The organism is Petralouisia sp. (assembly GCF_056822245.1).
In genome coordinates, this window is sequence record NZ_JBQIOP010000041.1 from 1 (window position 1) to 14224 (window position 14224).

Consider the following 14224-nt stretch of genomic DNA (forward strand, 5'->3'; position numbering starts at 1 on the left):
ATGGACACCCTTGCTCTTGGCTATACACTTCCCACTATCAGGGCGTGTTACGGACTTTCACCGATTAGATTGCGCCCATACTGGGCGCACATAAAAAATGCGGGAAACCTCAATATAATCAAGGTTTCCCGCACTTTTAACCAATGCGGAAGATGGGACTTGAACCCACACGTCTATACAGACACAAGATCCTTAGTCTTGCCTGTCTGCCAATTCCAGCACTTCCGCTTTCGTATTTCTGACGACTTGTAAATGATACCAAATTCACTGGAAAATGTCAATGGCATTTTTAAAATTTATAGATATTTTTTTTCAAACTCTTCCGCTTTCATGGGTTTGTCAAAATAAAACCCCTGGATCATATGAATCTGCATCTCTTTTAAAATTTCGTACTGACGCTCATATTCCACGCCTTCCACACATACATTCATGTTCAATGCCTGAGCCAGTTCACAGACAACCCGCACAAAGGCGTATTCAAATTCATCTTTTCCAAGATCCTCAATAAAACATCTGTCAATTTTAATCACATCAATGGGCATTTCCCGAATGTGGTTCAGGGAACTGTAGCCGGTGCCGAAATCATCCAATGCCACCCTGACGCCAAGCTCCTTAATCTGACCCAGAATCTTCTTCATTCTGGCCATATCGTTAATGGCAAGGCTCTCTGTTACCTCCAAGGTCAGATTCTGGGGATTCAGCCCTGTCTGCGTCAGTGCGTCCTGCACCCGGTCTACCGTATCATTCCGCAAAAGCTGCACCACGGAAAGATTGACATTTACCTTATATTCCGGATGTCCGGAATCATTCCAGAATTTGCAGCGGCGGCATGCCTGTAACAGAACATAGTCTCCAATGGGATTAATTAACCCCAGATATTCTGCAAGTGGAATAAATTCCGCCGGTGATACCATTCCCAGATTCCCGCAGTTCCAACGGATCAGCGCCTCTGCGCCCATACAGGGGCTGTCTTCTTTTGACACATCCACAATGGGCTGATAAAACACCTCAAATTCATTGCAGGCATTGAGAATGGCGTTTCGCATATTTTTTTCCAAATCCAGCCGTTTAAAGGATTTTCCTTCCTCCTCTGCCGTATAGAATTCGCATCGATTCTTTCCCGCCCTCTTGGCCTCCAAAAGCGCCAGATCCGCCTTCTTAATCAACTCCTGCACCGTGTCGCCGTCGGTGGGAAAACGTACAATTCCCATGCTCATGGTGCAGTAATAATCCGCTCCCTTTAAAAACCAGGGTTTTTCGAACACTTTGCAGATATCGTCCAGAATCCGGTTTAAAGAAGAACCCCCGCTGTCTGACACAATGACAATAAATTCATCTCCGCCCATGCGGTAACAGCTGCTCTCTATGCCGGAAATCCTTTTCAGGCTGTTGGATATCCCCTTCAGCAAAACATCCCCGTACTGATGCCCCAGCCCGTCATTGATATGCTTAAAATCATCCAGATCCATGTACAAAAGCGCGCCTTCTTTGTTCTCCCTTCTGGCCGCGTCAACCTGTTCTTCCAAATCTTTCTCACAGCGCATCCGGTTGTACAGGCCGGTGAGAAAGTCATTGTTGGCCTGTCTCTCAATTCTCTGCTGATCCTGTTTTGTCTTTGTAATGTCATAGACGGTATACAATTCCACCATTCTCTGATCCATCCATCGGATGTGCTTCCTTTGGACATGAAACCACTTATCATCGTCCTGTATATACAATTCTCCGCTGCCGTCCGCTTCTTTGCCCTTTAATGCTCCGGACAGCGTCGTTTTCACGGCTTTTCCGTCAATTTTCCCATGAAAGAAAGCGCCGAATTTCTCATTTGCAAACAGTACCTTTTCTTCTGAAGAACACACGCAGATACCGCAGCCTACATTATTCAGAATTTCCACATTTGAGATATAACAATTCACATCCATTTCTTTCTGTTGTAACGGCTCCCTTATTTCTTCCCGTTTTCCTCCTCTTTGTTCCTTGTGTTATTTCCTTTTTGCAATGATAAATAGATTGTAAATCCCTTTTTCATCCATACTGTATTCTTTCAGTAAAGTGAATCCGTTTCTCAGCCGAAGCTGTTTTTTGATATAATTTTTTTCGTTGGAATACAGAACCATGGTTCCGCTGTCTGTCAGAAGTTCTTCTGCTTTTTCAAAAAATCTCTGATAAAACAGCGCATGCTCCTCTCGGGACGTCTTTCCCCGTTCCGGCATATTTGTGATAATTTCATCAAAAAGATACCCATGCTGAAACGTAAAAAAATCCCGATGGATATAATTCACCTGTTTTCCCGCCAGTCTGGTATTCTCCCAGGCTCCGTCGATGGCTTCTCCGAAGGTGTCAATTCCGTACATCATCCTGGCCGGACATACTCTGTCCCGTTCCAGCAGCATCGTCCCCACGCCGCAGAAAGGGTCCAGAATCTGCGCCTGCTTTGCCAGATACGGTTTGGCCAGGTATGCAATCAGCGCCGCCTGTTCCGGTCGTATGGAAGCGGCCACTGCGCGTTTTCGGTAGGCAAACCGCTGCTCCCGGAATGTATACAGCTTCACCAACGGCAAAAACGTCCCTTCCCGTCCTTCCACCAGACGGATTTCCACCTCGTAATCTGAAGGGGAATTGCACAGTCTGCGGCCGGTTTCCTGTTCCAATGCAAACCCGCATTTTTTGGCAAAATCACTGCGTTTATTCAGGGGCATCCGGCTTTGGATTCCCAGACGGAAGCGATAATTGTCACTGGCCTGATGGGCCTTGTCCAGTAATTCCAACAGGTTCGATTCAGCCAATGCTTTTGCCGCCGGCTTCGGCTCCGGTTTCAGCCTCTTTTGATTCAGCGGAAACAGCATTTCCCGGTAAGTGGGAATTTCCAGTATGGGCCTGATATGGCTGGTAACTACCCGGACTCCGCTTTTTAACACAGTCGTGTCCCCGTTTTTGACCTGTTCCGCCGTCGCCTGCTGATACTGCCTTCCGGTAGTCAGAATCACTTCATAAGTCTCGTCATATCCCTGAAATACGTGCTTTTTCAGCGGCTCTTCCCGATGCACAATGGCCCGGAGGCTTTTAAGCTCTTCCCGGATATGCTTCTCTTCTTCCGCTGCGGGCTGATAAGCTTCCAGTTCTGCCAGCCGTTCCTTCAGCCGGGGCAGATATTCTGAACAATCCAGTTTTGCCAGGGCGGACAGATAGCTGCTTTTGATAAAAAGCTTTTCTTCTTTTCCATATGCTTCATATAACGGAGCGGCAAAAACCTCCTGTCCCAGTCTGCCCAGTATCAGGGCTGCATTTCCCCGCACTTTCGGTTCCTCATGGCCCAAAAGCTCTGTAAAAATCCTGTAATCTCCCTCAAGCAGCTTCAGCAATTCTTCCCTGGCTTCCTCCTGTTTCAATTCCTGTTTCAGCGCAATCAGGTCTTTTCTCAGATTTTTTCCTGTTTTCAGGCTTTCGTATTGTTCCCTTATCATATGGCTCTCCTGTTCTGTTGAATTTTGGAACTCCCATTTCTGCTTATCCATTGTACTTGATTATCCTTTATTTGGCAATAGGGCTGTTTATTTCCCGAAAAAGAACTGCTCCGGAAAGGAATTGTCTGTACACTCCTTCCTGGGGCAGTTTTTTTCTATTTTTCTGGTTCCGTTCCATATGTATCCAGATATTTCTGCACATCTTCCTTGAAACGTGTCCAGGCATCTTCATTTTTCACGTAGTAAATTGGGCATTCCTTTCCAGTCACATCGTAATGCCGGATGACGTCCTCCACCGGAAGGTTAAATTTCCCGCAGAGCCATGCGGTCAGCTCCACCAGGGAATCATAGGTTTCCTGGGTAAACTGCCCCGTCTCATCCATGTGGCAGCACTCAATGGAAAGGGTGTCCACATTGCGGTCATTGGAGGCATAGGACATCTCCGTACTGGGAATACACTGAATCACCTCTCCCTCCAGTCCCACCACAAAATGGCTGCTTGCCTTTGTCTTTTGGGTATCCTTCAGGCTCTCAAAATAGCTTCGGTTCTGAGCCGCCGTGGTTCCCGGATTGGCTGTGTAATGAACCACAATCCCCTTCACCGCCTCGATTGCTGTCTGGGGCCTGGAATATGGATTGGGCGTCAGCAGATCCACTTTAAACTCCGGAGTCTGGGCAATCACCTTCTGCTGAAATCCCTTTTGCTCTTCTTTCTCCTTCTGAACAGTCTTGGGCGCTTCTTTTTTGGCCTGCACTTCATCCGGCGCCGAATCCTTTTGAAAAATCCTTGTAACTCCAAATACAATCAAAAATATGCCAAAGCCCACAATCGCGGCCCGCTTAGCAATCTGTATGGTCCTTCTCCGTTTTCTGCGCCTTTTTCTGGCCAGATATTTGTCTCTCCTTCTTCTTTCTTCACTGGTCACTGTACTTCTCTCCACTCTTTTTGTCTATTGTCCGCCTGTTTTCTGTTATTTATTATAACACCACTTTTCGAAAAAAAGAATTAACTTTCTTTAAATTTTTTGTAAGAAAAAAGTAAGAGTTACTGTTTTCATCTGACATACTGCTCCATAATTTTAAGTGTATCATTTAAAATCTCCTCCGTATGGGCCAGTGATAAGAACATTGCTTCAAACTGAGAAGGCGCCAGATACACGCCATGCTCCATCATATAATTGCAGTACCTGGCAAACGCTTTCGTATCGGAAGTTTTGGCGCTCTCATAATCTGTCACTTCCTGTTCTGTAAAATAAAGACATCCCAGGGAGCCTACATGGTTCACCTGCCAGGAATGCCCGGCCTTTTCAAAAATCTCCTGCATGCTCCGGTAAAACTGATCCGCTCTCTGATTCAGCTCTGTATAATATTCCGGATGTTCTTTCAATATAGTAAGCTGTGTGATGCCGGCTGCCATGGCAACCGGGTTGCCGCTTAAGGTTCCCGCCTGGTACACGCCGCCCACAGGGGATACCAGTTCCATGATTTCCCGTTTTCCGCCGTAAGCTCCCACCGGCATGCCGCCTCCGATAATTTTCCCAAAAGTGGTCAGATCCGGCGTCACTCCGAAATAGCCCTGGGCCCCGTCGATTCCTAATCGGAACCCGGTAATTACTTCATCGAAAATCAAAAGAGCTCCGTATTCCCTGCAAATGTCTTTAAGCCCTTCCAGAAAACCTGGTTTTGGGGGCACCACGCCCATATTTGCCGCCACAGGCTCCACAATAACCGCTGCAATTTCCTCTCCGCACCGTTTGAAATGCTCTGTTACCGTATCTAAATTATTATAGTCTGCAGACAGTGTATCCTGGGTACATCCGGCAGGAACTCCCAGGCTGTCCGGAACTCCTGAAGTCATGACTCCGGAGCCTGCCTTTACCAGAAGGCTGTCAGAGTGCCCATGATAGCATCCCGTAAATTTGATTATTTTATTCCTTCCGGTATACCCTCTGGCCAGACGGATGGCGCTCATCACTGCTTCTGTGCCGGAATTCACCATCCGCACCATTTCTATGGACGGAATCAGCTGACAGACCAGTTTTGCCATTTCCACTTCTATGGCGGTGGCCGCCCCAAAGCTCAGGCCCCGCCTGCATGCTTCTGTAACGCTGTCAATCACCGCTTCATTGGCATGGCCTAAAATCATAGGCCCCCAGGAACCGATATAATCCATATACTGATTGCCGTCCTCATCATAGAGACAGGCCCCTTTTGCGCTTTTGATAAATCTGGGCGTCGTTCCCACAGAACCGAATGCCCGCACCGGCGAATTAACGCCGCCCGGCATTACAGTTACCGCCTCCTGAAATAATGTTTCTGACTGATTCATCTGATGCTCCTTTCCCAAATCCCTAACTCTTTCATTCTCAATTCTATCCAATCCTGCCCTCATTCATAAATTCTGCCAGCTCCTCTGCAAAATATGTAATATAAATATCGGTGCCTGCCCGGAATGCGCTCACCGCCATCTCACACACAATGCCTGCCTCATCCACAAATCCTGCCAAAGCGGCGGCTTTTACCATGGCATACTCTCCGCTGACGGAATAGGATGCCAGTGGAAGGCTGGTTCTGTCCTTCACCTCCCGAATCAAATCGCCGTAAGCCATTGCCGGCTTCACCATCAGAATATCCGCCCCTTCTTCCACATCTAACATGGCTTCCTTTATGGCTTCCCTGCGGTTGTGGTAATCCATCTGGTAAGATTTGCGATCGCCGAAGGCCGGCGCCGAGCCTGCCGCATCCCGGAAGGGCCCGTAAAAGGACGAGGCAAATTTCACTGCATATGACATAATCGGCGTATGGCTGTATCCGTTCTGATCCAGCATCCTGCGGATTGCCGCCACGCGCCCGTCCATCATATCTGAGGGGGCCACCATATCCGCCCCCGCCTGCACCTGTGACAGCGCAGTTTTAGCCAGAAATTCCAGGGTTTTATCGTTGTCTACCTCCTGGCCGCAAAGAATGCCGCAATGGCCGTGGGAGGTATATTCACACATGCAGACATCCCCGATCAGATACAGTTCCGGAGCCGTCTCTTTTGCCTTGCGGAAGGCTTTCTGGACAATCCCATCTTCTGCATAAGCCCCGCTTCCCATTTCATCCTTATGTTCCGGAATGCCGAAAAACATCACGGAATTCACTCCGGCTTTCTGAAGCTTTGCCAGTTTTTCTTCCATCCGGTCCACGCTGTAGCGGTACTGTCCCGGCATGGATGGGATTTCTTCTTTTTTATTGCTTCCTTCCATCACAAACATGGGATATACCAAAGATGAGGGATCTATTCTGGTTTCCCGCACCATTTTACGCAAAATTCCGTTTCCCCGCAGACGGCGGGGACGATTTGATAATTCCATTTTCTTTCCTCCTGAATCTTTCTCATTTTTGGAAACAGCTTTTTGACTTTTCAGTTATTTTCTTCCTTTATCTGCTTTGTCATCTCCTCTGAAATGATTTCTCCCAGATAGTTTCCGCTTTTTTTCTGTCTTAATGCGTACTCCTGCTTCAGCTCCTCTTTGGAGCTTTTGATTTCCTCCCGGAATTCCCTGGCAGAAATCAGGCCGCAGCCCTGGCCTCTGATAATTATCTGCTCTAATCCGTCAGAGGTCACCACTGTAACCCGGTATTTTTTCACATGCTCATGGGCAAATTTTTCGATATACTGATCTGCCGTTTCCGCCTCCCGGGTAAACACCACATGAATATTGTGATAGTCCGAAATTTCTGTTTTATGCTGCTGCACCCGGTAGGCGTCAAAGACCACAATCAAATGACAGCCCCGGATTCCCTGATAATCAGAAAGAATATCCTGCAGCTTCCCTCTGGCCCCATCAATATTGTCTTTCGCCAGTTCCCGCAGATCCTCCCAGGCAAAAATCACATTGTAGCCGTCCACCAGAAGATATTCCTCTCTGCGCTCAGGGCTTCGGTAAGTGCGTGTCACGGCATGGCTCTCCCGAGACAGGGCTTTTTTCTTATGATACCCCTTCCGCCCTGCCTGTTTCTCCCTTTTGTTGGCGTTTAAGGTCTGGGACAAAATGGCCTCCACTTCCTCTTCCCCAATCCATGTTTCCTCAAAAGAGCCGCTTCTGGCTTCCGGCTGTTCCTCCGAAGGCTCTTCTTTCAGCTCCTTTTTCAGAAAAGCCGGGCTTTCCACATGCATATATTCCTTTACCTGATTCCATTTCACCACAAAACCAGCCCCATGGGCGCAAAACACAGAATCCGGAGAATGCTCCAGATCGCTCTGGGCGTCATAGCCTGTCTGCTCTATTACTTCCTGCTGATCCTGACAGGGCTCGTAGCCTTTCAGGCTGCAGGAAAGCCGTCCGGTTCCTCTGGTATAAGAAATCACTTCCCGCTGATAATCTCCCAGGGCAGCCACCGAAACGCTTCCCTCAAACACTGCCATTCCCCCCTGAATCCAGGGAGCCCCGCAGTTCCCATGCATCCGCTCTATATCGGTCATGGCCCGTCCCACCAAGGACTCCGGCACCTCTAGCCGGAAGTTATAATAGGGCTCTAATAAAACAGATTCCGCCTCCATCAGTCCCTGGCGCAGCGCCCGGTATGTGGCCTGACGAAAGTCGCCGCCCTCTGTATGCTTCAAATGGGCCCGGCCGGCCACCAATGTAATCTTCATATCCGTCAGAGGCGCGCCGGTGAGGACTCCTCTGTGCTCCCGCTCCTTTAGATGAGTGAGCACAAGCCGCTGCCAGTTTCTGTCCAGAACATCCTCGCTGCAGCAGGCGCCGAATACAAGGCCGCTGCCCCGCTCCCCGGGCTCTAACAGCAAATGAACCTCCGCATAGTGACGGAGAGGTTCATAATGCCCCACCCCTTCCACCGGATGGGCAATGGTTTCTTTATACAAAATCGATCCGGTTCCAAATTCCACCTGAATTCCAAAACGTTCTTTTACCATGCTTGCCAGGATTTCCAACTGCACCTCCCCCATAATCTGCACCTGGATCTCCTGCAGCCGCTCGTCCCATACAATGTGAAGCTCCGGCTCTTCCTCCTGCAGCTGATTCAGCTTAGAGATCACAGAGGCAGCCTGACAGCCCTCAGGCAGCAGCATCCGGTAAGTCAGCACCGGCGTCAAAAGGGGCTTAAAAGAATCCCGCTCCCATCCAAGCCCTGTGCCCGGACAGGTATCACTTAACCCGGTCACAGCGCAGACCGTGCCTGCCCAAGCTTCCTTTACCAGCTCATATTTTTCACCGGAATAAATGCGGATCTGATTGATCTTTTCCCGGGACTCAGAAACCGCCGTTTTTACCTTCAGGCTCCCGCCTGTGACTTTCAGAAACGTCAGTCGGTTTCCCTGGCTGTCTCTTGCAATCTTAAAGATTTTCGCGCCGAACTCCCGGGGATACTCCGGCGGACAGGCATACTGTTTCAGCGATTCCAGAAAGTACTCCACGCCGGTTAATTTCAGCCCGGAGCCAAAGAAACAGGGAAACACTTTTCTGTCCCTGATCAATTCCCGGATCTGCTTTTCTTCCACCCGTTCCCGTTCCAGAAAATACTCCAGGGCATGTTCCTCGCACATGGCAATATTCTCATAAAATTCCAGGGTATCCGTCCGGGAAAAATCCACACAATTTTCATCCAGTCCCGTTTTCACCTGCTTAAGCAAAACTCCGGCATCAGCGCCCGGCTGATCCATTTTATTGATAAAAAGAAACACCGGAATCCTGTATTTTCTCAGCAGCCGCCACAGCGTACGGGTATGCCCCTGCACGCCGTGGGCGCCGCTTACCACCAGAACGGCATAATCCAATACCTGCAGCGTCCGCTCCATTTCCGCAGAAAAATCCACATGCCCCGGCGTATCCATCAGCGTGATTGTCATCTGGTCATTCCAAAGTACCGCCTGCTTGGAAAAAATCGTGATTCCCCGGGCTCGTTCCAGTTCATAGGTATCCAAAAAAGCATCCCTGTTGTCTACCCTTCCCATTTGGCGGATACTGCCGTTCACATAGAGCAGCGCTTCCGACAGCGTGGTCTTGCCTGCGTCTACGTGTGCCAGTAACCCTATGGATATCTGCTGTTTTGGCTTATTTTCAGATGGCTCATCCATTGGAAGCGCTCCTTTCTCGATCATTGATTCTTATCATATCACAGAGATTTCCTGCTGACAAGTTCCTGTATTCTGTCCGGATGAAAAATAATACTGCCTGCGTGGTTGGAAATCTTCTTATCCTTTCTCCTTCAGCCTTTTCCCAATCAGCACATATGCCGCTCCTGCCAAAAGAAAAATCACGACACAATACGCCCTACCAGAAGTTTCTCCTGTACCCGGCTCCATTCCCTGGATACCAGAGATTTCCGGCTTCTCCGTTACTGGCGGGACTTCAGGCTGCTCTTCCCTGAAACTGGACGCTGCGGGTTTGGACAGGGATTCTTCTCCCGTTCCCGGCTTTTCCGGATCTTTTTCAGGAATGTCTGAATCCTCCCTTTTGAAAGAATCAACTCCTCTGATAGTCACTTTGATCTGTTTGACCGCCTCATTTCCGGCATGGTCTTTGGCTGTGACTTTCAAAAGATGTTCCCCGTCTCCGGAGATCACTGTTGAAAACTGACAGAAAAATACCCCGGGACTTGAAAATTCTTCTAAAGAAACCGCCTGCTCTTCTCCTTCATCAACCTGATAACGTACACTGACAAGCCCTCCTGTTATTCTGCTGTCTGCGCTAGTTCCCCCATCATCCACCGTAACATTCACCGTAACATCCCCAGGAAAAGTCTGAGACAACTGCCCGGCTTCGGAAGAAAAATAAATTTCCGGCGGATTACTTTCCACAAGAATTCCGGTTTTCTCCGGAATCACAAATGTTTCTTCGGAACAATTTCCTGCATTGTCTGTACAGGACATTAAAATAACTCCCTTAAAATCATCCGAAACTGTTATTTGAGCCGAAAACTGCCCGTTTTCTTCTTTTATCTGAGCCGAATCATTGAAAATTTCTGCCGGAACAGGTGAATTATTTTCCGCATCCTGAAGGGATACCAACCTGTAATCCGCCTGTTTAACACCGCTTCCCTGCTCCGTAATCGGCACTATAATTGTCATAGGTTCTCTTCCAATGACCCAATCAGGAAAATGACTGCAGTTGGTTTGATAAAATGCTTTCCCAAAAACAGGCGCGATGTCGTCCACCCATTTGGCAAAAAGCGTCACCGTCCGGAACTCAGTATTCTCCTCCACTGGCTTATCGAACTCCCATTGTTCCTCCCGGCCCTCCTCTTTGTGATACCATCCCTTAAAAGAATAGCCTGCTCTGACTGGAATTTCCGGCTCTTTCAGACAAGAACCCCAACGCAGAATCTGACTTTGGGGCGCTGGCCGGCTCCCGCCGTTTAAATCAAATTTTATATCATAGCTGTCTCTGTCATAGTATAATCTCATTGTCAGGGAACCATCAGCCGCAATTTCTCCCGTCCCTTTTCGACTAAGGTGCGCCTGATTTTCCGTAAATCCCGTATAAGTCTGGGGCGCTGCTGTTACAACTGTCCCAACAACTCCTGAGAACCATTCTGTATCAGCTATCGTATAGCCGTCTCCGGCAAGTTCCTGCCTGTAATGCTCCACCTTATATTCCGCCGTAGTTTGGGACTTCCACCCTGCATAAAGCGTTACAGACCGACTTTCTGTATTTTCTTCCACCGGTTTGTCAAATTCCCACCTGCTGTCCTCCATCCCCTCTTTCTCCTGATACCAGCCTGAAAAGAAATAACCTTCCCTTACCGGGGGTTTTGGCTCCTGCAGCATGGAACCATAAAGCAATCTCTGGCTTTCCGGCGCTGTCCCATTTCCCCCATTGAAATCAAATTTCACTTCATAGCTGTTTCTGTCGTAATACAGTCTCAATACCAATTGACCATCTGCTGTGATTGTTCCTTCGGCTTTCCGCTGAGAATGGGAAGTGTTTTCCGTAAAGCCTGTATATGATTTTGCCATGGCCCGGACGATTGTTCCAGGCTCACCCGTCAGTAATTCCGTATCTGCTCTCGAATAACTTTCCCCTGAAAGCTCCTGTTTGTAATGCTCCACAGTATAGTCAGCCTCAGGATCTTTGGTCCACTGAGCATACAAAGTGACGCTTTCTTTAAATGTATAAACACTGTCTGCAGAATACGAAACGCCAGAGCCATCCTTTTTCGTATTCCAATTTACAAAGTGATATCCGCCTGTTCTGGTAATTTCCGAAGCAACCCTGCACTCCGGAAAACCGTAAACAGTTTCATCCTCTCTGACATTGGCATACGCCTCACTCAATATGTCAGGCGGAACACTGCCGCCTCCGTTTGCATCATAGGAAAGGGTGACCCATCTCCTATAAACGCCATAATAAGAAACATCCTTGGATATCTCTTCCTCTGCTCCTGGCCACACGCTTGACCAGCCTGTGACGTTGTCTGTTTCCTGGGTCCACCCTTGTGTATCCCAACCGCTGAATTCTTTTAACGGCGGCATTTTCAATCTGCCGACTCCGGTATCCGGATTTATGTTCCGCGCCAACATCGTTTCCACCTCATTGCTTCCACCCGAACAGAAGGAAGCCACTGGCGTTTTCCCAAATATGGCATAGAGAGTGGTATCTTGGCTGATATAGGCAATTTCACTTCCAGGCTTATGCCAGACCCCAGTTCCATTCCTGTCCGTGTTCCATGCCCGAAAATACATCCCTTCACATTTTAATGAATCTCCAGGCTGCACGGTAATGGAATCCAGAATCGTATACTCCCCGGCATCTTCTACGGTTCCTTCTGCGCCGTTGCTGTCATATTTAACATGGAATTTCTTATTTAAATCAAATTCGGACAGAATAATCTGATTATTTTTTGTATCCTTCAGGATATGCCATGTTTTGCCTGAATGTCCCAAATCCTTCACTATTATCTTTTGCGCATCCGTTTCCGTCAGAGAATAGATCGCTGTTCCTTTTGCAACTACGTACCTGGAGGCTGAATCTGCATTCAGATAAATACTGATCGGATGCTGCAGGGCAGAATTAATCCGCAGAAATCTGGGAAGATCATGGACATAATCCAGATAAATGCCGTCTGTTCCCTCAGCCCCGCCGGTAAATATTTCTGTGCCGCATAACTGGAGCACGGTGTCCGGATTGGTAATATTAGAAGAACAGAAAATTGCGCCGCTTCCTTCCAATCCCAGATTTTCCGCTTTATTGGTACAGGTATTTCCAGTAAACGTTCCGCCGTTTATATAGGTTTCCGTCCCCGGATTTCCGCCGTTATAAAGACAGCCTCCCCGGTTGTTCGAAGTATTATTTAAAAATGTTCCGCTGTTGAGAAACAGCTTAGACCCATTGTTTATAATGCATCCTCCGCCCTTTCCTGTTCCGGTTTCTCCCGTTGTACGATTACTTTCAAAAACCCCTCCCTGGATTGTTAATTTCTTACATTGCAGGGCATAGATTCCCCCTCCGGCTCTCTTGGCAGAACAATTTTCTATCGTTCCGTTATTTAAAGTTACTGTACTGTATTCCGCTTTGACGGCCCCTCCTTCGACTTCCGCACTGCAGCCGGCAAAAGCGCAGTTTTCCAAACTGGCGGTTCCGTTGGAAAAAAAGACCGCTCCTCCGTCTTCTCCGCTGCAATCGTTAAAGGTGCATTCTTTAAATTCAGCGCTTCCGCGGTAGATATACATTGCCCCTCCGTCAACTCCCGCTTCGCAGCCGATAAAGGTACATTCCGTAAATTTAGAAGTTCCGTAGCAGACATACATTGCCCCGTGCTTTCCAACCCCCGATTTACAATCCGTAAAACTGCATTGGTTTAATTCCAATGTTCCGTATTCCATCCAAAGGGCAGCAGCCCCGTTTTTTGCTTCTGTGACGCAATCTTTAAAATCGCAGCCTTTCAGGCTAACCCTGGAACTCATCATCCCGAATATCAATGGCTGACTGGAAGATACCGCGCAGCCATCGAGCTTTATCTCCTGCATGGTAAGGCTCTTGCCTTCCTCCACATACAAATACCCTTCTTTCTCCCGCTGTATGGTTCCCCCGCCAAGAATTGTAATATTTCCCGAAATACTCACCTTCCCACCCAGTGTCAGGGTTATTCCCGTTGGTATGATAATTGTGCCGTCTCCGTTTAATTGTCCGGCGGTCCACCTGCTGTCTTCATCGATTTCTCCAAGGGCCGGCGAGTATGTCCCCAACGATTGCCGGACTGGCTCTGATAGCTGCGGAACGGGTTCCGATAATTTCTGAACTGGCTCTGATAGCTGCTGAACTGACTCTGATAGCTGCGGAGCTGGCTCTGCATAAATGCCTTCTGATTTAGAGCTTTCTGGTTCTGCACCCTCTGATTCAGGATCTTCCGATTCCCCTTTTGCTTCAAGCCATATGTTTTCCTGTTTTTCTCCTGCAAATACCTGATTCCTGCACAGTTCTCCAGGCAGCCATACCCCAAGTATGCTGACACAGAGAAGCCATGCTGTTATGCGCAGCCCCATGGTATTTTTTCTTCTGCAGCCTTTCCTCATGATATCCCCTTCTTCCCTTAACTGTTGTTAATTATTTTCCTATGAAAGCCCTTGGCTTCCATAGCATGGATGGCCATGCGGCCCGCCGGACGGCAGGCTGAGCATGATGGAGGTTTCCTATAATAAAAATTATAAACTTAATTCCCGTTTTTCTCAACCAAAAATTGGAAAAGCAGCAGAAAAAAGCAGCAATTCCGACACATTCCGAACTGCTGCCTTTTACCTTCTTCATTCAAAAATT

Annotated in this window: 7 protein-coding genes and 1 tRNA gene; all 8 read right to left on the reverse strand. The window is 48.2% G+C overall.

Annotation, left to right across the window (positions count from 1 at the left end):
• Window positions 1–144: 144 nt before the first annotated feature.
• Window positions 145–228, reverse strand: a tRNA-Leu gene (locus ACTO17_RS14720).
• 68 nt (window positions 229–296) lie between these two features.
• Entirely contained in the window at window positions 297–1913 is a 1617-nt protein-coding gene (locus ACTO17_RS14725) for a putative bifunctional diguanylate cyclase/phosphodiesterase (RefSeq protein WP_482558460.1), read from the reverse strand.
• Window positions 1914–1979: 66 nt separating this feature from the next.
• A complete protein-coding gene (locus tag ACTO17_RS14730) occupies window positions 1980–3461 on the reverse strand; it encodes a methyltransferase (protein ID WP_482558461.1) in 1482 nt (493 codons plus the stop codon).
• A 155-nt stretch (window positions 3462–3616) separates the two neighbouring features.
• Complete coding sequence (locus tag ACTO17_RS14735; protein WP_482558462.1) at window positions 3617–4387, reverse strand: peptidoglycan recognition protein family protein; 771 nt, start codon at window positions 4385–4387, stop codon at window positions 3617–3619.
• A gap of 128 nt (window positions 4388–4515) precedes the next feature.
• On the reverse strand, window positions 4516–5790 hold the full coding sequence (hemL, locus tag ACTO17_RS14740) for a glutamate-1-semialdehyde 2,1-aminomutase (protein WP_172536550.1): 1275 nt from the start codon (window positions 5788–5790) through the stop codon (window positions 4516–4518).
• A gap of 43 nt (window positions 5791–5833) precedes the next feature.
• Window positions 5834–6817 (reverse strand): porphobilinogen synthase, encoded by a 984-nt coding sequence (gene hemB, locus ACTO17_RS14745; RefSeq protein WP_482558463.1) that lies wholly within the window; start codon window positions 6815–6817, stop codon window positions 5834–5836.
• A 50-nt stretch (window positions 6818–6867) separates the two neighbouring features.
• Window positions 6868–9546 (reverse strand): NYN domain-containing protein, encoded by a 2679-nt coding sequence (locus tag ACTO17_RS14750; protein ID WP_482558464.1) that lies wholly within the window; start codon window positions 9544–9546, stop codon window positions 6868–6870.
• Between the two features lie 117 nt (window positions 9547–9663).
• Window positions 9664–13983, reverse strand: coding sequence for an InlB B-repeat-containing protein (locus ACTO17_RS14755; RefSeq protein WP_482558465.1), 4320 nt, complete (start codon window positions 13981–13983; stop codon window positions 9664–9666).
• Between the last annotated feature and the right edge of the window lie 241 nt (window positions 13984–14224).

Excerpts from the sequence above, each read along its gene's own strand:
- ACTO17_RS14730 (WP_482558461.1), bottom strand. The coding sequence starts at position 3,461 with ATGATAAGGGAACAATACGAAAGCCTGAAAACAGGAAAAAATCTGAGA.
- hemL (WP_172536550.1), bottom strand. The coding sequence starts at position 5,790 with ATGAATCAGTCAGAAACATTATTTCAGGAGGCGGTAACTGTAATGCCG.
- hemB (WP_482558463.1), bottom strand. The coding sequence starts at position 6,817 with ATGGAATTATCAAATCGTCCCCGCCGTCTGCGGGGAAACGGAATTTTG.
- ACTO17_RS14750 (WP_482558464.1), bottom strand. The coding sequence starts at position 9,546 with ATGGATGAGCCATCTGAAAATAAGCCAAAACAGCAGATATCCATAGGG.
- ACTO17_RS14755 (WP_482558465.1), bottom strand. The coding sequence starts at position 13,983 with ATGAGGAAAGGCTGCAGAAGAAAAAATACCATGGGGCTGCGCATAACA.